This window comes from Ligilactobacillus sp. JN-6 (Y).1, from assembly GCF_058111525.1.
Window position 1 is genome coordinate 1,724,767 of record NZ_CM176599.1, and the last position, 25,731, is coordinate 1,750,497.

Annotated in this window: 15 protein-coding genes, 6 tRNA genes, 3 rRNA genes, 1 other RNA gene and 1 pseudogene; 22 read left to right on the forward strand and 4 right to left on the reverse strand. The window is 41.7% G+C overall.

Annotation, left to right across the window (positions count from 1 at the left end):
• The first annotated feature begins 21 nt into the window (after positions 1–21).
• From hslO to AC3XNE_RS08020, 19 genes are all read left to right on the forward strand, one after another.
• Complete coding sequence (gene hslO, locus AC3XNE_RS07930) at positions 22–909, forward strand: Hsp33 family molecular chaperone HslO (RefSeq protein WP_489831557.1); 888 nt, start codon at positions 22–24, stop codon at positions 907–909.
• 153 nt (positions 910–1,062) lie between these two features.
• Entirely contained in the window at positions 1,063–2,559 is a 1,497-nt protein-coding gene (lysS, locus tag AC3XNE_RS07935) for a lysine--tRNA ligase (protein ID WP_489831558.1), read from the forward strand.
• Between the two features lie 541 nt (positions 2,560–3,100).
• Positions 3,101–4,665, forward strand: a 16S ribosomal RNA gene (locus AC3XNE_RS07940).
• Positions 4,666–4,740: 75 nt separating this feature from the next.
• Positions 4,741–4,813 (forward strand) — tRNA-Ala (locus tag AC3XNE_RS07945).
• Between the two features lie 171 nt (positions 4,814–4,984).
• Positions 4,985–7,908, forward strand: a 23S ribosomal RNA gene (locus AC3XNE_RS07950).
• 90 nt (positions 7,909–7,998) lie between these two features.
• Positions 7,999–8,115 (forward strand): 5S ribosomal RNA (gene rrf, locus AC3XNE_RS07955).
• Together the 16S, 23S and 5S rRNA genes with 4 tRNA genes alongside form the textbook arrangement of a ribosomal RNA operon.
• A gap of 9 nt (positions 8,116–8,124) precedes the next feature.
• Positions 8,125–8,197: transfer RNA gene (locus AC3XNE_RS07960), tRNA-Asn, on the forward strand.
• A gap of 31 nt (positions 8,198–8,228) precedes the next feature.
• A tRNA-Glu gene (locus AC3XNE_RS07965) sits at positions 8,229–8,300 on the forward strand.
• Positions 8,301–8,319: 19 nt separating this feature from the next.
• Positions 8,320–8,392, forward strand: a tRNA-Thr gene (locus tag AC3XNE_RS07970).
• Positions 8,393–8,631: 239 nt separating this feature from the next.
• Positions 8,632–9,873, forward strand: a complete 1,242-nt coding sequence (locus tag AC3XNE_RS07975) for an ISL3 family transposase (protein ID WP_489831559.1) — start codon at positions 8,632–8,634, stop codon at positions 9,871–9,873.
• Positions 9,874–10,622: 749 nt separating this feature from the next.
• Positions 10,623–11,516: an IS982 family transposase gene (locus tag AC3XNE_RS07980; RefSeq protein ID WP_489831357.1), complete on the forward strand. Its 894-nt coding sequence runs from the start codon at positions 10,623–10,625 to the stop codon at positions 11,514–11,516.
• An 82-nt stretch (positions 11,517–11,598) separates the two neighbouring features.
• Positions 11,599–13,659: a KUP/HAK/KT family potassium transporter gene (locus AC3XNE_RS07985; protein ID WP_489831560.1), complete on the forward strand. Its 2,061-nt coding sequence runs from the start codon at positions 11,599–11,601 to the stop codon at positions 13,657–13,659.
• A gap of 578 nt (positions 13,660–14,237) precedes the next feature.
• On the forward strand, positions 14,238–15,704 hold the full coding sequence (locus AC3XNE_RS07990) for a peptide MFS transporter (RefSeq protein WP_489831561.1): 1,467 nt from the start codon (positions 14,238–14,240) through the stop codon (positions 15,702–15,704).
• A gap of 305 nt (positions 15,705–16,009) precedes the next feature.
• Positions 16,010–16,264, forward strand: a complete 255-nt coding sequence (locus AC3XNE_RS07995) for a Gfo/Idh/MocA family oxidoreductase (RefSeq protein ID WP_489831562.1) — start codon at positions 16,010–16,012, stop codon at positions 16,262–16,264.
• Between the two features lie 689 nt (positions 16,265–16,953).
• Positions 16,954–17,039 (forward strand) — tRNA-Tyr (locus AC3XNE_RS08000).
• A 4-nt stretch (positions 17,040–17,043) separates the two neighbouring features.
• Positions 17,044–17,115: transfer RNA gene (locus AC3XNE_RS08005), tRNA-Gln, on the forward strand.
• 284 nt (positions 17,116–17,399) lie between these two features.
• Complete coding sequence (proC, locus tag AC3XNE_RS08010) at positions 17,400–18,197, forward strand: pyrroline-5-carboxylate reductase (RefSeq protein WP_489831563.1); 798 nt, start codon at positions 17,400–17,402, stop codon at positions 18,195–18,197.
• 90 nt (positions 18,198–18,287) lie between these two features.
• On the forward strand, positions 18,288–19,424 hold the full coding sequence (gene nagA, locus AC3XNE_RS08015; protein ID WP_489831564.1) for an N-acetylglucosamine-6-phosphate deacetylase: 1,137 nt from the start codon (positions 18,288–18,290) through the stop codon (positions 19,422–19,424).
• 46 nt (positions 19,425–19,470) lie between these two features.
• A complete protein-coding gene (locus AC3XNE_RS08020) occupies positions 19,471–20,172 on the forward strand; it encodes a GntR family transcriptional regulator (protein ID WP_489831565.1) in 702 nt (233 codons plus the stop codon).
• Positions 20,173–20,293: 121 nt separating this feature from the next.
• Here the strand turns inward: AC3XNE_RS08020 and nrdF are convergent, their stop codons facing one another.
• The 4 genes from nrdF to nrdH form a co-directional block, all read right to left on the reverse strand.
• On the reverse strand, positions 20,294–21,256 hold the full coding sequence (nrdF, locus tag AC3XNE_RS08025) for a class 1b ribonucleoside-diphosphate reductase subunit beta (RefSeq protein WP_489831566.1): 963 nt from the start codon (positions 21,254–21,256) through the stop codon (positions 20,294–20,296).
• Positions 21,257–21,362: 106 nt separating this feature from the next.
• Entirely contained in the window at positions 21,363–23,534 is a 2,172-nt protein-coding gene (gene nrdE / locus AC3XNE_RS08030; protein WP_489831567.1) for a class 1b ribonucleoside-diphosphate reductase subunit alpha, read from the reverse strand.
• Positions 23,524–23,895: a class Ib ribonucleoside-diphosphate reductase assembly flavoprotein NrdI gene (gene nrdI / locus AC3XNE_RS08035; protein WP_489831568.1), complete on the reverse strand. Its 372-nt coding sequence runs from the start codon at positions 23,893–23,895 to the stop codon at positions 23,524–23,526. The genes nrdE and nrdI overlap by 11 nt, the downstream gene beginning before the upstream one ends.
• Positions 23,892–24,122 carry a glutaredoxin-like protein NrdH gene (gene nrdH / locus AC3XNE_RS08040; RefSeq protein WP_489831569.1) on the reverse strand — a complete coding sequence of 77 codons (231 nt, stop codon included), beginning with the start codon at positions 24,120–24,122 and terminating at the stop codon, positions 23,892–23,894. The genes nrdI and nrdH overlap by 4 nt, the downstream gene beginning before the upstream one ends.
• A gap of 277 nt (positions 24,123–24,399) precedes the next feature.
• Here nrdH and AC3XNE_RS08045 point away from each other — a divergent pair.
• From AC3XNE_RS08045 to ffs, 3 genes and pseudogenes are all read left to right on the forward strand, one after another.
• A pseudogene (locus tag AC3XNE_RS08045) lies at positions 24,400–25,003 on the forward strand (class I SAM-dependent methyltransferase).
• Position 25,004: 1 nt separating this feature from the next.
• Positions 25,005–25,487 carry a tRNA adenosine(34) deaminase TadA gene (gene tadA, locus AC3XNE_RS08050; RefSeq protein WP_489831570.1) on the forward strand — a complete coding sequence of 161 codons (483 nt, stop codon included), beginning with the start codon at positions 25,005–25,007 and terminating at the stop codon, positions 25,485–25,487.
• A gap of 35 nt (positions 25,488–25,522) precedes the next feature.
• An RNA gene (gene ffs / locus AC3XNE_RS08055) (signal recognition particle sRNA small type) lies at positions 25,523–25,620 on the forward strand.
• The last annotated feature ends 111 nt before the right edge of the window (positions 25,621–25,731 follow it).

Here is a 25,731-nt window from a genome sequence, read left to right on the forward strand (position 1 = left end):
TTTGTATAAAGGAGAATTTCCATGAGTGATTATTTGGTTAAAAGTTTAGCTTGTGATGGTCAGTTGCGTGCCTATGCAGTTGACGCAACTGATACTGTAGCTTATGCGCAACGTGCCCATGATACTTGGAGTGCTGCTTCAGCGGCTTTGGGTAGAAGTGTTGTAGGGACAGTTTTATTGTCCGCAGCATCTTTATCTGGCGATGATAAACTGACGGTAAAGATCCAAGGCAATGGGCCAGTTGGGGGGATCGTTGTGGACGGTAATGCAAAGGGCACTGTCAAGGGTTATTTGCAACACCCTCATGTACATTTACCGTTAAATGATAAGCATAAAATTGATGTCAAAAAAGCGGTTGGGACCCAAGGTATGTTATCAGTTACAAAAGATATGGGGCTAAAAGAACCGTTTACAGGGCAGGTACCTCTTGTTTCAGGTGAGTTAGGCGAGGACTTCACTTATTATTTGGCTAAGTCCGAGCAGATCCCTTCTGCAGTTGGATTATCCGTCTTTGTTAAAGATGATAATTCGATCGCAACCGCGGGTGGTTTTATGATCCAAGTCATGCCTGGGGCTAGTGATGCAGTGGTGGATAATTTAGAAGAGAGCCTAAATGAGATCCCGATGGTTTCTGAAATGATGCGTGCTGGTCAGACACCAGAGGAAATATTGTATCGGATCTTGGGTAAAGAAAACGTCAAGGTTTTAGATACTTTACCAGTTAAATTTGAATGTGATTGCAGTAAAGAACGTTTTGCTGACATATTGGCTTCAGTCCCAAGTACACAGATCAATGAAATGATCGAACAAGATCACGGAGCAGAAGCTGTTTGTCATTTTTGCGGAACAAAATATAGTTTTTCAGAAGAAGAGTTAGTACAAATAGAAAAAGGGGCACGATCTGAGTAGTTTTACAAGCCTTCGTAGCGGAGAAAGTGGGTCTTAAAATAACTGTACGCAGACTATTTACCGTGCCATTTAATGGAAAAATGTTAGTTTATCTTTAAAAGCCTGTTGTGCTATACTGTTTTTGTATGTAAAAGTGGAAAGAGAGGGTAATCGATGGCTAATCAACAGTCAATGAATGACCAATTAAGGGTTCGACGTCAAAAAGTCGATGAATTACGTGACGAGGGTATTGCACCCTTTGGACATAGGTTTGATAGGGATTCATACAACGAGGATCTTCATCAAAAATATGAAGGGCTCACTAAAGAGGAATTAAATGATGAAGGTATCACAGCAACGATCGCTGGGCGGATGGTTGCTAAAAGAGGAAAAGGAAAAGTTGGTTTTGCTGATTTACAAGACCGTACCGGCAAAATGCAGTTGTATGTCCGTAAAGATATTTTAGGAGAAGATAATTATCATATCTTTAAGCGCTCAGATTTGGGCGACTTTTTGGGCGTGACTGGTGAAGTTATCAAGACGGACATGGGCGAGCTGACTCTACGTGTTACTAAGCTAACATTTTTGTCTAAGGCTTTGCGTCCACTACCTGATAAGTATCATGGCTTACAAAACGTTGAACAGATCTATCGTCAGCGTTATCTAGATCTGATCACTAATCGTGAAAGTTATGATCGTTTTGTACATCGTAGTCAGATCGTTGCTGCCGTTAGAAATTATTTAGATCAAGGAGGGTTCTTAGAAGTTGAAACTCCTGTATTGCACAATCAAGCGGGTGGTGCCTCAGCCAGACCTTTTAAAACGCATCATAATGCGCTAGATATTGAGCTTTATTTGCGGATCGCTTTGGAGCTTCATTTAAAACGTTTGATCGTTGGTGGAATGGAACGTGTCTATGAAATTGGACGTGTCTTCCGAAATGAAGGGATCGATACTAAACATAATCCTGAATTTACGATGCTTGAATCATATGCAGCTTACTTTGATTTTACAGATGTTATGAATGAAACAGAAGGAATCTTTAAGGCTGCTTGTAAAGTTGTTTCCGATAATAACAAAATAACATACCGAGGCAGTGAGGTCGATTTTAACAAGCCGTTTAGACGTGTTCATATGGTTGACATGATCAAAGAAGCAACAGGGATCGATTTTTGGCAGGAAATGTCTTTAGAAGATGCTCGCCAGTTGGCTGATGATAATAATGTACATTATGAGACCTATTGGCAGGTCGGCCATATCATTAATCAATTCTTTGAAGATTTTTGTGAGGATAAGATCGTTGATCCAACTTTCGTTTATGGTCACCCAGTCGAAGTTTCTCCGCTTGCAAAGAAAAATGCCGATGATCCACGCTTTACTGATCGTTTTGAATTGTTCATTTTGGGCAATGAATACGCTAATGCTTTTACTGAATTAAATGATCCTATTGATCAGCGTCAACGATTTGAAGCTCAGACAAAGGAACGGGCAGAGGGTAATGATGAAGCTGAAGGGATCGATGAGGATTACCTTGAAGCTATGGAATATGGAATGCCTCCTACTGGTGGATTAGGTATTGGTATTGATCGTTTGGTCATGCTTTTGACTGATGCGGATTCTATTCGTGATGTTCTTTTGTTTCCAACGTTGCGACCTGAGGAAAGCAATTAAGTTTAAAATATTTAAAGAGTATCGCTAGTTAAATGTAACTGGTGATATTTTTTTGGTTTTCGCAAGTTGGTGAATAGGAAAAATTTTAAAAAATTGACAATTCTTTTTTGTTCGTTTTTTTCAGTTTTTTCTTTGATCAAATCATATTTATAGGTCTTAATTTGTAGTTTAAGCCGAACTATTAAATTGAAAGGTGTATTTTAAATGGTTTTTTAAGACACTTATTCTCACATCCTGTCTAAAAGTTTCCTTGACGTTACCGCGGATACACTGTATATTTATATATGCTGATTGGTTGAGCGTAGGCGCTAGGTTATTTGTTAGTTCTTTTTTATTTTTAATTTGTAGTTGACATTTTTCTTGAGCGTGGTAGACTAATAAAGTTGTCGTTGTGGCAATACAGCAAGTAATAAGTAAGTAGATCTTTGAAAACTGAACAAAGTTTCGACAAATCAAATGTGTGAGGTCGCTTATCCTAGTGATAAGTGCAAACAACATTTGCGAAGTCAATTCGCTAGTAAAATTTATGAGTCACAAACTTTAAAATGAGAGTTTGATCCTGGCTCAGGACGAACGCTGGCGGCGTGCCTAATACATGCAAGTCGAACGCAAACTGCCGACACTGAATGCTTGCATTCAGCGTTGGCAGGGCGAGTGGCGAACGGGTGAGTAACACGTGGGCAATCTGCCCAAAAGTGGGGGATAACACTTGGAAACAGGTGCTAATACCGCATCGACCGGCTGACCGCATGGTCGGCCGGGTAAAGACGGCTTTTAGCTGTCGCTTTTGGATGAGCCCGCGGCGTATTAACTAGTTGGTAAGGTAACGGCTTACCAAGGTGATGATACGTAGCCGAACTGAGAGGTTGATCGGCCACATTGGGACTGAGACACGGCCCAAACTCCTACGGGAGGCAGCAGTAGGGAATCTTCCACAATGGACGCAAGTCTGATGGAGCAACGCCGCGTGTATGAAGAAGGTCTTCGGATCGTAAAATACTGTTGTCAGAGAAGAACACGGGATAAAGTAACTGTTGTCCCGCTGACGGTATCTGACCAGCAAGTCACGGCTAACTACGTGCCAGCAGCCGCGGTAATACGTAGGTGGCAAGCGTTGTCCGGATTTATTGGGCGTAAAGGGAACGCAGGCGGTCTTTTAAGTCTGATGTGAAAGCCTTCGGCTTAACCGGAGAAGTGCATTGGAAACTGGGAGACTTGAGTGCAGAAGAGGAGAGTGGAACTCCATGTGTAGCGGTGAAATGCGTAGATATATGGAAGAACACCAGTGGCGAAAGCGGCTCTCTGGTCTGTAACTGACGCTGAGGTTCGAAAGCGTGGGGAGCGAACAGGATTAGATACCCTGGTAGTCCACGCTGTAAACGCTGAATGCTAGGTGTTGGAGGGTTTCCGCCCTTCGGTGCCGCAGCTAACGCACTAAGCATTCCGCCTGGGGAGTACGATCGCAAGATTGAAACTCAAAGGAATTGACGGGGGCCCGCACAAGCGGTGGAGCATGTGGTTTAATTCGAAGCAACGCGAAGAACCTTACCAGGTCTTGACATCTTTTGACCATCTGAGAGATCAGCATTTCCCTTCGGGGACAAAATGACAGGTGGTGCATGGCTGTCGTCAGCTCGTGTCGTGAGATGTTGGGTTAAGTCCCGCAACGAGCGCAACCCTTATTGTCAGTTGCCAGCATTCAGTTGGGCACTCTGGCGAGACTGCCGGTGACAAACCGGAGGAAGGTGGGGATGACGTCAAGTCATCATGCCCCTTATGACCTGGGCTACACACGTGCTACAATGGACGATACAACGAGTCGCGAGACCGCGAGGTTCAGCTAATCTCTGAAAGTCGTTCTCAGTTCGGATCGTAGGCTGCAACTCGCCTACGTGAAGTCGGAATCGCTAGTAATCGCGGATCAGCATGCCGCGGTGAATACGTTCCCGGGCCTTGTACACACCGCCCGTCACACCATGAGAGTTTGTAACACCCAAAGCCGGTGCGGTAACCAGTTGGAGCCAGCCGTCTAAGGTGGGACAGATGATTGGGGTGAAGTCGTAACAAGGTAGCCGTAGGAGAACCTGCGGCTGGATCACCTCCTTTCTAAGGAAAAATTACGGAAACTCACACGATTTGTACAGAAACTTTGTTTGGTTTTGAGAGGTCTACTCTCAAAACGGGGGTTTAGCTCAGCTGGGAGAGCACCTGCTTTGCAAGCAGGAGGTCAGCGGTTCGATCCCGCTAACCTCCATTGATGGCAACAGCCATCATGGGTCCGTTCTTTGAAAACTGAATAACATTTATTTCTTGATCAATAATTTTATTAAACCGAGAACACCGCGTTTGAAAGAGTTTCAAACAAGAATTCAAAAATGAAGTAGTAAACGCAAACTCATGACCCATTTATCTACGATAAATGTCAGGTCAAGTTAGGAAGGGCGCATGGTGGATGCCTTGGCACTAGGAGTCGATGAAGGACGTGACTAACTGCGATATGCTTCGGGAAGCTGTAAGTAAGCAATGACCCGGAGATCTCCGAATGGGGCAACCCGATGACTGTAACGAGTCTTGATCGCTGGCTGAATACATAGGTCAGGCGAGGACAGACGCAGGGAACTGAAACATCTAAGTACCTGCAGGAACAGAAAGAAAGATCGATCCCCTCAGTAGCGGCGAGCGAACGGGGGACAGCCCAAACCAAGAAGCTTGCTTCTTGGGGTTGTAGGACTGGACATTTGAGTTAGCAAGAAGCACTGTAGCTGAACGGCTTGGGAAAGCCGGCGAAACAGGGTGACAGCCCCGTAAGCGAAACAGTCCTTCCTCAGTCCAGGATCCTGAGTACGGCGGAGCACGTGAAACTCCGTCGGAATCCGGGAGGACCATCTCCCAAGGCTAAATACTGCCTAGTGACCGATAGTGGACCAGTACCGTGAGGGAAAGGTGAAAAGTACCCCGGGAGGGGAGTGAAACAGTTCCTGAAACCATGTGCCTACAATTAGTCAGAGCCCGTTAAGGGGTGATGGCGTGCCTTTTGTAGAATGAACCGGCGAGTTACGTTAACGTGCCAGGTTAAGGTGGAAAGACCGGAGCCGCAGCGAAAGCGAGTCTGAACAGGGCGACTGAGTACGTTGACGTAGACCCGAAACCAAGTGACCTACCCATGTCCAGGTTGAAAGTGCGGTAAAACGCACCGGAGGACCGAACCCGTGTATGTTGAAAAATGCTGGGATGAGGTGTGGGTAGCGGTGAAATTCCAAACGAACTTGGAGATAGCTGGTTCTCTCCGAAATAGCTTTAGGGCTAGCCTCGGGAGTTAAGGATCGTGGAGGTAGAGCACTGTTTGGACTAGGGGCCCGTCTGGGGTTACTGAATTCAGATAAACTCCGAATGCCACTGATCTTGTCCCGGGAGTCAGACTGCGAGTGATAAGATCCGTAGTCGAAAGGGAAACAGCCCAGACCACCAATCAAGGTCCCTAAATATGTGTTAAGTGGAAAAGGATGTGGGATCGCACAGACAACTAGGATGTTGGCTCAGAAGCAGCCACCATTCAAAGAGTGCGTAATAGCTCACTAGTCGAGTGATCCTGCGCCGAAAATGTAACGGGGCTAAACACATTACCGAAATTGTGGATCCGACCTTCAGGTCGGGTGATAGGAGAGCGTTCTAAGGGCGCAGAAGCCGGACCGTGAGGACCGGTGGAGCGCTTAGAAGTGAGAATGCCGGTATGAGTAGCGCAAGGTCAGTGAGAATCTGACCCACCGTAAGACTAAGGTTTCCTGGAGAAGGCTCGTCCTCCCAGGGTCAGTCGGGACCTAAGCCGAGGCCGCAAGGCGTAGGCGATGGGCAACAGGTGGAGATTCCTGTACTGGACCGGTCTGTTTGAGCGATGGAGGGACGCAGGAGGCTAACGGAGCGTGCAGCTGGAAGTGCACGTCCAAGCAGCGAGTTGCAGGACGAGTCAAATGCTTGTCCTGGCGGAAGATGAGCTGTGATGGGGAGCGAAATTTAAGTAGCGAAGGAAGTCAGGTCACACTGCCGAGAAAAGCTCCTAGCAAGGATCGGTCCACCCGTACCGCAAACCGACACAGGTAGTCGAGGAGAGTATCCTCAGGTGAGCGAGTGAACTCTCGTTAAGGAACTCGGCAAAATGACCCCGTAACTTCGGGAGAAGGGGTGCTGGTCTGACGACCAGCCGCAGTGAATAGGCCCAGGCGACTGTTTATCAAAAACACAGGTTTCTGCAAAATCGTAAGATGATGTATAGGGGCTGACGCCTGCCCGGTGCTGGAAGGTTAAGAGGATGAGTCAGCGTGAGCGAAGCTCAGAATCGAAGCCCCAGTAAACGGCGGCCGTAACTATAACGGTCCTAAGGTAGCGAAATTCCTTGTCGGGTAAGTTCCGACCCGCACGAAAGGCGTAACGATCTGGGCACTGTCTCAACGAGAGACTCGGTGAAATTATAATACCCGTGAAGATGCGGGTTACCCGCGACAGGACGGAAAGACCCCATGGAGCTTTACTGTAGCTTGATATTGGGTGTTGGTGCAACTTGTACAGGATAGGTAGGAGCCGTAGAACACGGGACGCTAGTCTCGTGGGAGGCAGTGGTGGGATACTACCCTCGTTGTATGAACACTCTAACCCGCGCCGGTTGATCCCGGCGGGAGACAGTGTCTGGTAGGCAGTTTGACTGGGGCGGTCGCCTCCCAAAAGGTAACGGAGGCGCCCAAAGGTTCCCTCAGAATGGTTGGAAATCATTCGCAGAGTGTAAAGGCAGAAGGGAGCTTGACTGTGAGACTGACAAGTCGAGCAGGGACGAAAGTCGGGCTTAGTGATCCGGTGGTCCCGCATGGAAGGGCCATCGCTCAACGGATAAAAGCTACCCTGGGGATAACAGGCTTATCTCCCCCAAGAGTCCACATCGACGGGGAGGTTTGGCACCTCGATGTCGGCTCATCGCATCCTGGGGCTGTAGTCGGTCCCAAGGGTTGGGCTGTTCGCCCATTAAAGCGGTACGCGAGCTGGGTTCAGAACGTCGTGAGACAGTTCGGTCCCTATCCGTCGCGGGCGTAGGAAATTTGCGAGGATCTGTCCTTAGTACGAGAGGACCGGGATGGACACACCGCTGGTGTACCAGTTGTCTTGCCCAAGGCAGCGCTGGGTAGCTAAGTGTGGTCGAGATAAACGCTGAAAGCATCTAAGTGCGAAACTCACCTCAAGATCAGATTTCCCATTCCTTTCTGGAAGTAAGACCCCTGAGAGATGATCAGGTAGATAGGATGGCAGTGGAAGTGCCGCGAGGCATGGAGCGGACCATTACTAATCGGTCGAGGACTTGACCACAGAGTGGCGCAGGACTCGGTGAAAGCAGCGAGCAAGGATGAATGTTAGTCAGTTTTGAGGGAGCGGATCTCTCAAAGAAAGAAATACGAGTGCGGTGGTGAGGGCACGAAGGCTACACCTGTTCCCATGCCGAACACAGCAGTTAAGCTTCGTCACGCCAAGAGTAGTTGGGGGATCGCCCCCTGTGAGGGTAGGTAGCTGCCGCGCTTGTTTTATTCCGGCATAGCTCAGTTGGTAGAGCATCTGACTGTTAATCAGGGTGTCGACGGTTCGAGTCCGCCTGCCGGAGTTGGTTAAATGATGGTGTGTGACACTGTTCTGACCCGTTGGTCAAGTGGTTAAGACACCGCCCTTTCACGGCGGTAACATGGGTTCAAATCCCGTACGGGTCACTTAGCTGGATTTAATTTTGCCGGCTTAGCTCAGTTGGTAGAGCATCGGTATCGTAAACCGAGGGTCACAGGTTCGACTCCTGCAGCCGGCATAAAATAGTGGCTTTGAGCCTTGATATAACAGCATTCTTAAAATAACATTGCAACAAAACTGCAACAAGTATCTATTTTACAATTTGTTTTGTAGGATGGGTGCTTTTTTTATGGGTCTACACTTTTTAGTGTTGATGAGTAAAATCATCAGCACTATTTTTTTGGCAAAGAAAAAGGACATCATCGTCCCTCAAGTGCTACGATTAAAGCGTCGAAACCAAATCAAAGCGAGGTATAAATGATGTCCCAAGAAAATTCTATCCTAAATCTCTTAAATATCCAAGACCCAAATATCAAAATTTCCGGCTGTGCCGATGCGGTCGAAGGTGCTTTACATACGAAAGAACTGACCGGTGTCCTGTCTTACCGGATTGAAAAGTGTCTTTTTTGTAAGTCGACTAACGTTGTAAAAAATGGGAAAAGACCTACAAAATTAAAACTACCCAGTCTATCTGAACAACCGCTCCGTTTCCGCCTGTATAAGCAACGCTATTTTTGTCGTGAGTGCCACCGAACTTTTAGTGCTAAAACTGAGCTGACACAGCCTAACCGTTCGATCACCCTTCGGGCAAGGCAAGTGATCCATAGTTTGGCTAAAGAAGCGATCCCAGTTAAAAAGATCGCCAAAATAGTTGGCGTCTCAGCTTCTTCAGTACAACGGATCCTCTATGCAAATAAAACAGCTTATGTGACTCCACATGGCTTGCCCCAGACGCTCTGTTTCGATGAGTTTCGCTCTACCGGAGGCAGATTTTCTTTTATTTGTATCGATGTCAAAACGCATGACTTACTGCTCTTACTTGAAAATCGCTTGTCTAAGACGATCAAGGAATATTTTCTCAATAATTACTCTTTAGCCCAACGGCAAAAAGTTCAGGTCGTGACCATGGACCTAAATGCGCAGTATCAACAATTTGTGCATTATTTATTCCCCAATGCGATCATCGTGTTTGACCGTTTCCATATTGTTCAATTAGCTAGTCGTGCTTTAGATCAAGCTCGGATCAAAGCTTTCAAGGAGATCTCAGACCCAGCTCACAGTCGTATCTACAAAGCTTTAAAGAAACAGTGGAAACTGTTTCACGTAGACGAGAAAGCGTTGAATGATTCCGAGGTCAAATACTATTTCGGCCTGAATGAATATACCACTGCCCAAAATATTGTAGATCTCGGGTTGGATGGTTTCCCGGCCCTCAAAAAGGCTTACGCAGCTTACCAGGCTGTCCTGCATGTGATCCGCGAGCGCGATCATGTGGCGCTACAGAAACTGGTGCTGACCTATAAATACTCTAATACTGAAATGGATACCGTGATCAAAACTATCAAGGACAATTATGCAGGGATCCGTAATGCTTGTTTGTATAACTATTCCAACGGGCCTTTAGAAGGCTTTAACCGTAAGATCAAAGAGTTGAAACGCGGCTGTTATGGCTTTAGGGATCTTCATCATTTCTTTGTTAGGATCCAACTGATCGCATAACCGACATAAAAAAGTCTGGCAGTGGGCAATTCACTCCGTTCATTACCCACTGCCAGACAAAAACCACCACTTGAGCTAGCACTTAAAAACAAAAAAAGATCCTACCTTTACGATAGGACCCTAAAAGTGAAATCAACACTATTTGACAAAGACCCTTTTTTATTGCCTAAATCGTCTAATAATTCTTCGATGCGGTCACCTGATTTGGCTTTATATTCGTCAATAAGATAAGCGTATTGCTTAGATGTGGTCGTCATGTTGCGTTTGCTAATTGCGTATGAGTCATACGTTTGCCCTTGTGGGAGCAGATAAGCCACAGAGGGGTGTGTCTTAAACTGTGAAAGATCTATACCACATTTGCTTAAAACTCCTCTGAGTGTTTTATTCACAGAGTTAGAAGTAGGAATAGTGTTATTGACTGGTAAAAGCTATTTTAAAGTCGTAGATCTTGAACTGTTTCAACAAATCAACCGATCCTTGATCAATTCTATCCTATTAGCTTACGAATTTCAGCCGCTTTAAATTTATTAGTCCGCTTGTCCCGCGATTTATTTATCTTGATATTTTTCTACTTAAAATTAATATCTTTCCAGCTGTTACAGTAGATGCCTTTATATAAAAATATATTTTAATCTTTTTTTATGACGCGTGGTGCTAGTTCGTAACATTCAACTATTTAGTACAAAATTTTACAAAAAAAGCCCAACAAGGTTAGACTCTTAAGTGACTTAAACAAAGGAGACCTGATCTTGTTGGACCACTTAAAGTTTAAACAAAAACGACATAATTTACAAGTCAATTTAGCTCAACTTAAAGTTCTTTGTGCTGAGCTTTATCAAAAATACTGCCCGCGCTATATTTCGCAACGCCGTAACACCACTAAGTCTCGTGTTTCTGATGTGCAGATCTTAGCCTTACTGTGTTTACAGGTCATTACACAGATGCACTCCCAGCGTAAATTCTTTGCCTGGGCACAGACCTTCATCCCACATCAATTGAACATTGAGCGCTCCCGTTTTAACCGACGAGCACAACGTCTTCTCCCAGTGGTCATGGCCATGCGGCAGGGGTTGACTCGCGACTATGCGCAAACAGGACAGTTTGCGATCATTGATAGTTTGCCTAACCCTTTATGCCAAAAAGTTAGAAATAAGCGGGCCAAGGTTTTCCGCGGCATAGCTGACCTAGGCTACAATGCGACCAAAGACATGTATTTTTACGGGTTTAAGACTCATTTTGAGACCTCGCTCAGCGGTTATATCTTAAATTACACTGTCACCGAGGCCTCTAAACATGACACCCAAGCGGCGTCAACTTTGATCGCAGGCTGTCCGTGTCCCTTTGTTTTAGCGGATGTCGGTTATGTGGGACAGCCCTTACAAGAAGATTTTGGCGAGCTAGGTTATGAGCTCTGGACACCTTACCGTTCAAACATGAAAGGAGCCAAACAGCACAATGTTCCGGCTTTGAAAGATCTCCGGCGCACGATCGAATCCCGTTTCTCGATCCTAGTTGAAGATTATGGAATCGAAAAAAATCTCACGCGGTCAGTGGTAGGCTTTTGGTTAAAAATTGAATTGACCGTCTTTATTTATAATTTAGGCTTTTTTGATTTTACAGAAAATAGAATTATTACGAACTAGCACCACGCGTTTTTTTATGGTACAATGTTCCGAAATGTTAGCTGTTGATATTTTTTATTTTATTATGTAGGAGAAGAATAAAATGGAATTCGATTTAAAAAAAGCTACTGCTGCTGGAATGTTAGTCACACTGGGAATAGTTTATGGTGATATTGGTACATCTCCACTATACGTAATGAATGCAGTTATCGGTGAGGCTGGTTCCATGAAAGAAGTCAACATTAACTATATATTAGGTACGCTATCACTAATTTTCTGGACTCTAATGCTCATTACAACTTTTAAATATGTAATCATTGCTATGCAAGCTGATAATCGAGGAGAAGGAGGGATATTTTCTTTATATGCCTTGATCAGAAAGCGGGCAAAATGGCTTGTTTGGCCAGCCTTAATTGGTGGGGCAGCTTTGCTGGCAGATGGTACTTTGACGCCGGCGGTCACTGTAACTTCAGCAATTGAGGGCTTAAAAACGCAGCCCCTGGGAGACGGAACATTGCTTCACTCTCAAAGTACAGTACTGTTAATTGTCACCGTTATTTTAAGTATCTTGTTTTTGATCCAACGGTTTGGAACTCATCTTATTGGTCGTGCTTTCGGACCTATTATGTTACTCTGGTTTCTTTTCTTAGCTATTATAGGGATCGAAAATTTAAGTAGTTGGCCGACAGTTTTAAAAGCAATTTCTCCAATATATGGGATTGAAATTTTATTTAGCCCAGATAATAAAGTGGGACTTCTTATTTTAGGCAGTATTTTTCTAGCCACGACTGGTGCTGAAGCACTTTATGCAGATATGGGACATGTGGGAAAGAAAAATATTTACGCTACTTGGCCTTTGGTGTTTTTGGCATTGATACTGAATTACTTTGGACAAGGTGCGTGGATAATTAAGCACATGCAAGATCCCAAATGGGCTGATCAAGCAAATGTAAAGCCTTTTTATGACATGATCCCCAATAACTTAAATCTTGTCGGAATTGTTTTAGCAACTTTAGCTGCTATCATCGCTTCTCAGGCATTGATTACTGGATCATACACATTAGTGCGCGAAGCAATTGGGTTAAAATTTTTGCCAAGGATGATGAGCGTTCACCCTAGCAATATTAAAGGTCAACTTTATCTCCCGACAGTTAATTGGATCATGTACCCTATCACACTAGGGATCGTTTGGTATTTTCGTGACTCACATCATATGGAAGCAGCATACGGTTTAGCAATTACGCTTACGATGCTAATGACGACCCTACTGCTTAATGTGTTTTTAATGCACAAATGGAAAGCTTTTACGAGGCGTGTCACAATTACCATTTTTATATTAATTGAAACTATTTTTCTGATATCTAGTTTGGCAAAATTCATTCATGGCGGATATGTTACACTTCTGATTATGTTCTTACTTCTTTCGATTATGGTTATCTGGTATTTTGGCAATCGACGTCGACAAAAGATCGAGCTTGCTAATGAATATGTTTCACTTAACGCTTATAAAGGGCAGTTGCAAGCGCTTAGTAATGATAACCGGTATTCCTTAACAGCGACTAACTTAGTTTATATGACAAAGGTTTGGCCAAACTATCAAATAAAACGTAATACGCTTTATTCCATTTTAGATAAGGGGCCAAAAAGAGCAAAAGTCTATTGGTTTGTAACCGTTAATGAAACAAATCAACCGTTTGAGTGTGAGTACACTGTTGATATGTTAGGAACGAATAACATAGTGAATGTCCAGCTATTTTTAGGTTTTAGGACACAGCAAAATGTTAGTGTCTATTTACACCAGATCGTCAGAAATTTGGTAAAGCAAAGGGTCTTACAAAAACAAGTCCCTTATTATTCGTCTGAAAAAGACCGTCGTGTTGGTGATTTTAAATTTGTTATTATTAACGAGGAACCTACTGAACGTATTTTCTCGGAGACGATCAGTGGGTTAGATAAATTTTTGATCGGTGGTAGGATTTTTCTACAGCATATTACAACCTCACCTGTTTCCTGGTATCGTTTATCATTTAGTGACGTTATTGAAGAAAGTACCCCATTATTTTTTAAAAAGCGTGCACAAGAAAAAGAAGACTTGCGACAACGCGGAATAAAAAATAAATCTACAAGAAGACTAAAGATAACACCCAGGAAAAAGAAAAAATAAAAACAGGCAGTATAAGACCCATAAAGCTATAATAATCAGTTTTTGAGAGTTTATTATTAAATAATAGGTTCGAACACGATAACCAAGATCGTTTTTGAAATTACTCTAAAATTACCCATACTTTATTATTTTTGATGCTTTCTAATGTCTTTAAAATTAAATTGCAACAAATGTCCATTTTACAACTTGATTTGTAGAATGGGTATTTGTTAGGGGTCACAATATTGATTTAGTAACTAATTAGTATGCGAAAGAAGGAGATCCCAGCAAAATGATGAGTAAGGTCGTTGACTTAACTTAAAAAGCGCCTTTATCCAGTGGAGAAACATTACAAGAAAGTGTACCTTGATTAAAATACAATTGTCTAAATAAAGAGAAAATTGCGGGCTATTATTTTTTATTATAGAAAGGTAATAGTGTGATTAAGTTAAAATGGCAAGTTATGCTGGCTACCATTAATAATCAGTGAGTTTTATTGACGAGAAAATCATTCAATTTTATAATAGTTATCGTTGTTTAATTTATTTAAATGAATAATAATACCCTCTGTGGGGTAAAGTATGGAGGAATCATATCTAATGAGTGGTAGTAAAGAACCATCATTTCTTGGACACCCACGTGGTCTATCTACGCTGTTCTTTACTGAAATGTGGGAAAGATTCAGTTACTATGGTATGCGTGCCATTTTGCTGTATTATATGTATTTTGCTGTTAGTAAAGGAGGGCTTGGTTTTGACAAGCCTACTGCAGCTTCGATCATGTCGATCTATGGTTCGCTAGTTTATCTTTCTAGTGTCCTTGGTGGGTTCATCAGTGACCGTCTATGGGGACCACGCCGAACAGTATTTATCGGTGGTATCTTGATCATGTTTGGTCATATTGTTTTGGCAACGCCATTTGGAAAAGCTGCCTTGTTTATTTCGATTGCTTTGATCGTTATTGGGACTGGTTTATTAAAGCCGAATGTTTCTGAAATGGTCGGCGGACTTTATTCTGAGAATGACACTCGTCGTGATTCTGGTTTCAGTATTTTTGTTTTCGGGATCAATATGGGTGCATTTATTGCTCCTTATATCGTCGGTTGGATGGGCCAAAACGTTAACTTCCATCTTGGTTTTTCACTTGCTGCGATCGGTATGTTCTTTGGTTTAGTCCAGTATTCCCTTGATGGTAGAAAATATCTTTCAAAAGACAGTTTGTACGCATCAGATCCAATTCAACCGGATGAAATCAAATCTTTAGTTAAAAAAGTATCAATTGGTGTTGTGGCAATTATTTTGATTTTTGTTATCATGGCTTTATTCAAGATGTTCAATATCAATAATGTTATTAACATCTTGAGTATCTGCGCAGTTTTGATACCTGTTGTTTACTTTGTTGCCATGTTGACCAGCAAAAAGGTCGACAAAACTGAACGTTCTCGTGTTTGGGCATATGTCCCATTATTTGTCGCTTCGATCTTATTCTGGTCAATTGAAGAACAAGGTTCAGTTGTTCTTGCGTTATTCGCTGAAGATCAGACTAGATTGTCAATAGCTGGTTTTAATTTCCCAGCAAGTTGGTTCCAAAGTGCTAACCCGTTATTTATTATGCTATACACACCGTTTTTCGCAATGTTATGGAATAAGCTTGGTAAAAGACAACCTTCATCAGGAAAGAAGTTTTCCTACGGATTATTCTTCTCTGGTGCATCATTTTTGTGGATGATGATTCCGTTGTTACTGCATGGTACTCATACGAGAGTCAGTCCATGGTGGCTGATCGCTAGTTGGGCTTTGGTTATCATTGGTGAAATGTTGATCTCACCTATTGGTTTATCAGTGACGACTAAGTTGGCCCCAAAGGCATTTCAGTCTCAAATGATGAGCATGTGGTTTTTAGGTGATGCAGCTGCTCAAGCTATTAACGCTCAAATCGTACGCCTCTTTACACCAGCTAATGAAGTAATGTACTTTGGACTAATTGGTGGCATTACCGTCATTTTTGGGTTCATTTTATTATTCTTTGTTCCGAAGATCCAAAAACTTATGGCTGGCGTTAAGTAGTCAAAAAGCTTTATGTTGTCTTTGTAGTGTAGGATCACTACAGGTAATATAGGGCTTTTTTTATGGCTTCTAATTTTGCTGTTTTAACCAGTTTTATTATTATTGAGGGCTTTCGTAAATGGTGATAATTTCAAACTAACGTGGCACTTAAAACTGTATACTGTCAAAGGCATATTTGTGTATATGTTCACCTAATAACATGGGGAGGTTTAAATGAAGGATTATCGGGCTTGGCAACATTGCACAACGATTTATTCGCGGACTGAGTCATAGTGAGGAAAGTTATTTGTGTGCGGGAGCTTCGCATGATCCTGTTAAACGGGCCCAGTTTCAGAAAAAAGCACTCAACGGCTAAGGTTTATGAACAGTTGTTAGATGATCCTACAGTTTACGCAGTATACATCGCAGTGCGGCATGCCGATCATTATCGCTTTGCCGCTAGTGCTTTAAATAACAAAAAAGCAGTTTTATGTGAAAAACCAGCAACTTTAAATACAGCAGAGACACGAAAGCTTTGTTCGTTGTCTGAAAAAACCAGGTATTTTTTATGGAAGCACTGAAAACGAGTTTTGTCCCGTTAATGAATGAAATTGCTAAGCTAGATCTAGGTCAGATCAATAGGGTGGTGACCTCTTTTTGTGGAAAACAAAATTATGACCCTAATAAATATTTATTTGATCCTAACAAGGTGGAGTTTTGTTTGACGTAGGAACTTATAATATTGGTACGACTATTTGATGGATCAAATCTCAATTAAACGGTGTACAGGTCAGCAGTAAGAAAAACTATGGAGTAGATACAGATGGATTCGGTCGAGCTAAGATTTGCTAGCGGGCAAATGGCTTCTATAGAAATTAGTATGAGTAGAAACGAACCACGAAAAATGGTAGTTTATGGTTCGAACGGTATGTTGGAGGCCGAACCGTTTTATAGTCCAGGAAGGGCCACGGTTACTATGAAAGACTCAAAACTATGAATAATTCAGAATGATTATTTGTATGATGACTTCTATACCGAGATCGTGGAGGTATAGAAGTGTCTCAAACACGGGGAAGTTCAGAGTGCAAAAATGACTCATGCAGATAGTATTTTATGCGCAGAATAATTGATCATATCAGAGATCGGATGTAATTATATGGCGGTGCACTTTTTTGGATTTATATTTTTTTATATTTTGGGCAAAATAATTGTTGCAATTTTTTGCCAAAGAGGTTATCATAAATAGGTCGGATGTTAAAGACGTCTTTTTGGAAGGGTAGCGAAGTCTGGCTAAACGCGGCGGACTGTAAATCCGCTCCTTCGGGTTCGGTGGTTCGAATCCACTCCCTTCCACCATTATTGGGGTATAGCCAAGCGGTAAGGCATCGGGTTTTGATCCCGTGATTCGCTGGTTCGAATCCAGCTATCCCAACTTTTATAAACAGTGGCTCTCAATTTTTCGCAAGATGAAGATTGGGAGCTTTTTTATGGACTGTTGTCAAACAGCTTAAAGCAATAAACACCAAGATCGTCGTCACGATCATGATCTTGATGTCTATTATTATACTTAAAATGATGCCGAGGGTCCTAAAACCGGTGGAATAATAATTTCGAGTGGCAAATAGTGTTGCACTTAATTTGACAATTCAAGTTTTAAACTTTCGTACTTTTGTTATAATCTAATCATAGAAAATAAAATGTTAGGAGTTCAAATATATGAAAATAGGCTTTATTGGTGTTGGAAATATGGCTAAAGCAATTATTGAAGGAATCTTAGAGGCAGGCAAGGTCCAAGCTAGTGATATTTTTGTCCATAGTGCGCACCCTGCCAATTATGAACAATACGCTCAACAAAAAGGCTTGGTAGCTTGCGCTGATAATAGAGAGGTTGCTTTGCAAGCTGATTTTGTTTTTCTGGCGGTCAAGCCTTTGGCAGCAGGGAAGATATTACAAGAGATAAAAGATACTGTTTTAGAGAAAAAACCAGTCCTGATCTCAATGTTAAGCGGTGTTAGCTTAGCAGACTTGGAGCAATACGTTGGAGACAAGAGTGTGGAGATACTGCGTATTATGCCAAATGTTAACGTTGCGATCGATCAAGGGATCACTGCTTTGGTCGGCAACGATTCTTTGAGTTCCAATGACCTTGAAGAAGCACGGTCACTGTTAAACGGTTTAGGGCAAACTATTTTCTTGGGTGAACAAGATTTTAGCAGCTTTGTTGCTTTGGCAGGCAGTTCACCAGCCTTTGTTTATTATTATATTGATTCAATGGCCAATGCTGGGGTCAAACACGGATTGGCTAAGAACACTGCAGTTAAAATTGCTGCACAGGCGGTTTTGGGAAGTGCGGCTAATGTCTTACAAAGTAAAAAAACTCCTCGGAGTCTGATGGATGATGTTTGCTCTCCAAGTGGGACAACGATTGCCGGCTTGCTTGCGATGGAAGAGGCTGGCTTTACGAAAACGGTAGTTGAGGGGATCGATGCAACTATTGCTAAAGACCAGGAATAGGGTCCAAAATTAATTGGCTGTTCAGGAAGGCTTGTTTTTTTGGTATATACCGATTATGATAGAGATATCGAATCCGAATGAGGTGTAAAAATGAGTAAAGTACTTAAGCATGTATTAATATATACAGGTGAAGAAAAAATTAGTGATGGGTATCTACGTTTTTCCAATAGAATTGAAAACGTTGGACCGATGTCTGAATTTATTCCTCAAGCTGGTGATAGTGAAGTCGTTGACCTTGAAGGCCAGGTCGTTGTTCCGGGATTTATTGATGTGCATAGTCACGGCGGTTATAGTTTTGATGCTATGGATGGGAATGCTGATCAGCTCAACGAAATGGTCACAGACATGATATATGAGGGTATTACAGGTTATTTTGCGACAACAATGACCCAGTCAAACGAGAACATTGATAAATCGATGATCGCGATCAATAAAGCTATGCAAGAAAATCCGGTTATTTTAGGGGCGCATCTTGAAGGGCCATTTGTTGCTATGGATTTTAAGGGCGCACAGCCACCAGAATATATTAAAGACCCTGATGCTAAACTATTGGCACACTGGAACGAGCTTGCCGGTGGTAATATTAAGATGATCACCTATGCACCTGAACATGAGGGAACGGCTGAATTTGAGGATTATTGTTTAGCTCATGGTATTGTTCCTTCTGCAGGGCACAGTAATGCTACAAGAGCTCAAATGAAAGCTTCTAAAGCTAGCCATGTTACTCATTTGTACAATGCTCAAAGAGAATTTAAACATCGTGAGCCAGGAGTCACTGGGCACGCTTTGCTGGAAAATAATATTTATTGTGAGATCATTGCCGACGGTTTCCACGTTGTTCCGGATATGATCAAATTGGCTTATGAATTGAAAGGACCAGATAAACTAGAATTAGTTACTGATTCGATGAGAGCAAAAGGTATGCCGGAAGGTATTTCTGAACTCGGTGGCCAAAAGGTGATCGTTAAAGACAAACAGGCTCGTTTAGAAGCCGGTAATTTAGCTGGTTCAGTTTTGGAATATGAAGATGCTTTTGTGAATATTATGAAGTTTACAGGTTGTGGCATTGAAAAAGCGGTCAAGATGACTTCTGTTAACCAAGCAAAAGAGTTTCATTTGGACTCTAAGGGCGGTTTACAGGTCGGAAAAGATGCAGACCTAAATGTTTTTGATAAAGACTTACATTTACAGAGGACTTATAGTTTTGGGCGTCTTTTTAAAAAGTAGACAATTTCGTTGAGAGATAAAATACGATAGGGAGTAGGGTTGCCAAGTGGGTTCGCCAATATATATACAGATTCATAACAAAATTAAACAGACCATCCAATCTGGCAAGTGGAAAATAGGGGATCGGATCCCTGCAGAAAGGGAGCTAGCAGTTCAGTTTGGTGTCAGTCGTATGACTTTACGTCAAGCTGTTCAAACACTAGTCGATGAGGGGATCTTAGAGCGTCACGTTGGTTCCGGAACGTTTGTGGCACGTCAAAAGGTCCAAGAAAGAATGTCTTCTGGTGTTACTAGTTTTACAGAGATAATTGAATCTCAAGGTAAAAAGGCGGCCAGTAAGACTATCTCGTACCTTGTGACTACTCCTTCGATCTCTGAAAGTGAGAGATTGGATCTATCAGAGGGAGAAAAAGTATTACGAATGGAACGGATCAGGTATGCTGATAAGTTGCCGATTTGTTTTGAAGTGGCGACTTTACCTTATGATCTTGTAAAGGATTATGATCGGTCTCAAATTTCTGCTTCACTGTATAGGACGTTAGAGGAAAACGGGCTAACTATTGGTCATGCTGAACAGACTGTTTCGGCGACGCTTGCGCCCGAACGTATCGCTGATTACCTAGAAATTAAAAGAGGCGCAGCCATTTTACGTTTACGTCAAACAACTAGTTTAAAGGACGGTCGGCCGTTTGAATATGTTCGTACGCAGTATGTCGGTGAGCGTTTTGAATTTTATTTAGCAAAGTGAGCATGTTTGGCTAGCTCAGTTAAGTTTATTTGAATAACTTAGCTGGGCTTTTATTTTGAATTAAACTAGCAAAAAGCAGTCCGTTTATTAACAAAACGGGCTGCTTTTGTGAGTAATAATGTTAAAATTTAAAATCATAGTCGCTATCTTTCATAGCTTCCACATTTCCCAACAAATAACCATTGCCAACTTGAGAAAAGAAGTCATGATTAGAAGTTGAAGTAGAGATACCATTCATAACGACAGGATTGACGTCTTCTGCTGTATCTGGAAAAAGAGGGTCCATTCCAAGATTCATCAAGGCCTTGTTGGCATTATAACGCAGGAAGGTCAAGACATCTTCTGTCCAGCTAACTTTATCATATAAAAGATGGGTGTATTTTTCTTCGTTTTCATATAAATCATAGAGCAGATCGTACATCCAGCCGGTCATGTTCTCTTGTTCTTCATCTGTCAGCTCGTTAAAACCAAGTTGAAATTTATAACCGATATAAGTACCGTGCACTGATTCGTCTCGTAAGATCAACTTAATGATCTCACCAACATTAGGCAGCTTATTATGACCCAGCCAGTACAAAGGAGTGTAAAAACCTGAATAAAACAAAAAGGTTTCTAGAAAGACAGAAGCCACCTTTTTTTGCAAGGGAGCGCTGTTCTGATAAATATCGTTTATTTTTTGCGCTTTGTATTGCAAAAATTCATTATTATTTGTCCATTCAAAAATATCGTCGATCTCCTTAGGTGTGTTTAAGGTCGAAAAAATCGAAGAATAGCTTTTTGCGTGTACTGATTCCATGAATTCAATATTATTCAATACCGCTTCTTCTTGTTGAGTACGGATATCTTTCTTTAAAGAAGCCATCCCGTCTTGAGATTGTAAAGTATCAAGTAAAGTCAAGCCACCAAAAACTTTGTCAACAACATCTTTGTCATTTTCTGATAGTGAACGCCAATCGCTCAAGTCATTTGACAAGGGGATCCGGGTATCTAGCCAAAATTGTTCGGTCAGTTTTTCCCAAGTTGCTTTGTCGATTTGATCCTCCAGCACATTCCAATTGATGGCTGTGTAATTTTTATTATCCATTGTGATTACTCCTTAAAATGAAGGGGCACCAAAGCAAAAATTAAAATATTTTTGCTTTAGTATCCTCTTTTCTATCAGTTACTAGTTACTGACTGCTAAAGGTAAGTTAAATTGAGCAACTTTCACATTCATTTGCCCCAACAACGCCGTTGTCATCTGTAAAAGTCCGAATGTAATAAATAGACTTGATGCCTTTAGCATGAGCATAGTTCCTTAAAATAGAAAGGTCACGTGTAGTTAATTTTTCTGATTCAGCGTCTTTCCATTCGTACATTCCTTTTGGTAAAGTTGAACGAACAAAAAGAGTCATACTTAAACTTTGATCCACATGAGTTTGTGCTGCCGCGTAAGTGTCTATTACTTTGCGCATGTCCATATCGTAAGCAGATGTATAGTACTTGATCGTGTCGTTAGAAAGATATGGGGCAGGGTAGTAGATCTTACCGATCTTTTTTTCTTGCCGTTCTTCGATCCGGTTAATGACCGGCTGCAATGAAGCAGTCGTATCATTAACATAGGAGATCGAACCTGTTGGCGCCACGGCCATTCTGTTTTGATGATAGAGACCATCTTTTTGGACTGCTTCTTTGAGTTTTTTCCAATCTGCAGGGCCAGGAACAAAAATATCTTGGAAAAGTTCTTGGACCTTCTTTGTTTCTGGGCCAAAATCTTTTTCTAAATATTGATCAAAATACGAACCGTCTGCGTATTTACTTTTAGAGAAGCCGACGAAGGTTTCTTGCCGTTCTTTAGCTATCTCGTTTGAAGCAGTCAATGTCCAGTAATTTAATAACATGAAGTAAACACTTGTAAAATCAATGGCTTCCTTAGATCCATATTCAATATGATTTTTTGCAAGATAGCCGTGTAATCCCATAGCGCCTAGACCGATAGTGTGAGCTTGTTCATTGCCATGCTGGATCGATGGAACAACGTCTATCGCTGAATGGTCCGTTACAAATGTTAGTGCACGAGTCATTGCTTCGACTGATCTACCAAAGTCTGGTGACTCCATCAGATTAGCAATATTTGTTGAGCCCAGATTACAGCTAATGTCGTTTCCTAGTTGATCATACTCTTGTCTGTTATTGATGTCTGACGGTTTTTGCACTTGCATGATCTCTGAACAAAGGTTACTCATGATGATCTTGCCATCGATCGGATTAGCTTTATTAGCAGTATCAATGTTAATAATGTATGGATAACCGGATTCTTGTTGCAATTTGGAGATTTCTTCTTCGAGTTCACGAGCTTTGATCTTTTTCTTCGGGATATCAGTATTGGCAACCATATTGTCGTACTCTTTGGTAATGTCTACGTAAGAAAATGGCTCGTGATAAGCACGTTCAACGCCCCAAGGGTCAAAAAGATACATGTCTTCATTATTTTTGCTCAATTCATAAAACTTATCGGGTACGATCACACCTAATGAAAGTGTTTTGACCCTAATTTTTTCATCTGCATTTTCTTTTTTAGCTGAAAGAAAAGAAACAATGTCCGGGTGAAAAACATTCAAGTATACGACACCAGCGCCTTGGCGTTGTCCAAGTTGGTTTGAATAAGAAAAGCTATCTTCTAGTAATTTCATGACAGGGACAACACCGGAGGCTGCTCCTTCGATCCCCTTGATCGGGGCACCAGCACCACGGAGGTTGCTGAGCGTGATCCCAACACCGCCACCGATCCGTGATAATTGTAAAGCTGAGTTGATGCCACGACCGATGGAGTTCATATCATCGGTAAACTGCAGTAAGAAACAAGAGACCAGCTCTCCACGACGCTTGCGTCCCGCATTCAAAAAACTAGGAGTAGCTGGCTGATAACGTTGATGGATCATTTCATCTGCTAGATCAAGTGCGAGCTCTTCATCTCCGTCGGCAAAGTACAACGCATTAATAGCTACACGGTCTATGTAACTTTCCAAATATGAATCATTATCATTAGTTCTTAAAGCGTATTGGGCATAAAATTTGTAAGCAGCCATAAATGTTTTAAATTGGAAATTTGTGTCTTGTAGTTGACGATATAATTTTTCTATGAAAGACATTGTGTATTTGGATAGGAATTTCTCTTCCAAGTAGTCATTATCTACCAAATACTTAAATTTCTCCTGTAATGAATTGAATTTTACCATGTTAGGAGTTACGTTTTCTTCTAAAAATGCAGTTAAGGCTTCCTTATCTTTATCTAGCTGGATCTTACCATCTAAAGGAATATTCACCTCATTATTTAGTTCATAATAACTAACATTATTGCCATCTAATTGTTTAAGACTCAATTTCTTTCACCGCTTTCTCAAAATTCGCAACATCTTTTGTCGTGCCGTTAAACTCGAAGCTACATAGTAGTGGGACTTGGAACTCAGTAGAGATGTCTTTTGCCGTAAAGACAAATAATTCAGCAAAATTACGGTTACCGGTCCCAGCGACACCTTTCAGTTGTTCTTGATTACTACCGTAATATAAAAAGTCGGTGACCGGCTCAGTAATGTCTTTCTCGTATGTGGGTACGACTAAGACAAAGGGTTCACCAACTTCAATTTCAGGATCGATCGGATCGATCTCGTATGTGTCGTTTAATGAAAGCTTCTTGACAAATCTTTTTGTTTGTCCAGTTACGCTAAAATAAACTATTTTCATTGCGCGATCAACTTTTTCAACAAGTCTGGTCTAAAACCATTGATGATCGGTTGGTCGTTATCTTCTAAAACCGGAACACTACGAAATCCCTTGCTTTTTAAATAGTCAATGTATTCTGGAGTTTCGGTAATGTTTTTTTCTGCGAAATTAATATTATGCTCATTTAGGAATTTTTTTGTCATTTTGCACTGAATGCAGTTGTTTTTAGTATAAAGTTCTAAGCTCATCTTATTGTCCTCCTAGATTGATCTACTTGATTAAGTATACAACAATATTTGGCGAATTCAAGCAAAAAACACCAGATATAGTATAAAGTTTTGCAAAATCGACCGATATATGGTGTTATGGCAGTATTAAATAATTTTAAAAATTTAGTTTAGAAAAATTTTTCGACAGTCATATAAATTGATTGATAGTCTTGTAAACTTCATTTAAGATTAAGAGGTAGGTTTCCAAAGAACAGTAAAATTTAATGAATTTCAAGCGAGAGAAAGAGGAGAAAATTTGTCAGATCACTATTATACAAAGAACCCCAGTGCTAAACATGCGCAAAAATCATGGAACTTTTCACTATATGGACATGAATTTCTTTTTGATACTGACAGTGGTGTTTTTTCTAAGAATACCGTTGATTTTGGTTCAAGAACTTTGTTAGACGCGATCGAAAATACTGAGATCCCCGCAGGGAAAATAATAGACGTTGGCTGTGGTTATGGGCCGCTCGGTTTGGCTCTTGCGTATCGTTATCCTGAAAGGCAGATAGATATGGCAGATATCAATGAAAGGGCACTCGAGCTAGCAAGAAAAATGCTTCTTTGAATCAAATCGATAATGTTCATGTTTTCAGTTCAGATGTTTATTCTAACGTTACAGAGACTCAGTATGCAGCTGTGATCACCAATCCGCCGATCCGTGCAGGTAAAATGGTGGTCCATTCTATCCTGAGCGAAGCAAAACAGCACTTGATGACTGCTGGAGTCTTGTTTGCAGTCATTCAAAAAAGCAAGGGGCACCATCTGCCCAGACCAAGATGGAAGAAGTCTTTGGTAATTGTGAAGTAGTTTTAAAACGCAAGGGCTATTTTATTTTAAGAAGTGTGAAAAATTAGTATGACAGAATATTCGCAACAGCAACTGATTTTTTTTATGGGCCAGGCTTTAGCAGAAGCAAAAGAAGCTGCTAGCTTGCATGAAGTGCCAATAGGATGTGTAGTGGTAGAAGCTGGAAAAGTCATTGGTCGTGGTCATAATTTACGTGAATCAAGCCATGATCCTACAGCGCACGCAGAGATCTTTGCTCTCAGTCAAGCCAGCCAACTTAAACATGAATGGCGTTTACAAGATGCGACTTTATTTGTCACACTAGAACCATGTCCAATGTGTGCGGGAGCGATAGTTAATTCTAGGATAAAAGCAGTGTATTATGGCTGTGCCGATCTTAAAGCGGGCTGTGCAGGAACATTGATGAATTTGCTAACTGAGCCGCGTTTTAATCACCAGGTCAAAGTAGATAAGGGGCTATGCAAAACTGAATGTAAACAAATATTAAATGAATTTTTTTCAAAAATCAGAGAAAAACAAGAAAAAGACTAGCATTTTAGGGTAGATTCATGTAATATAGTAGGTGCCGCAAGGCCTTGAGGCAATGTTGTCCTTATGAAGCGTGTCAGGTCCGGAAGGAAGCAGCACTAAGTTTGGTTCGGCATGTGCCTTAAGTTTTTATGATATTAAACCCCGGTCTTTTTCGAGATCGGGGATTTTTTGTAAAGATAATGTGAATGCAGGTTAATAATGATAAATGTTTACTAAACTATTTCGATCTATGAAGAGGCCGTGG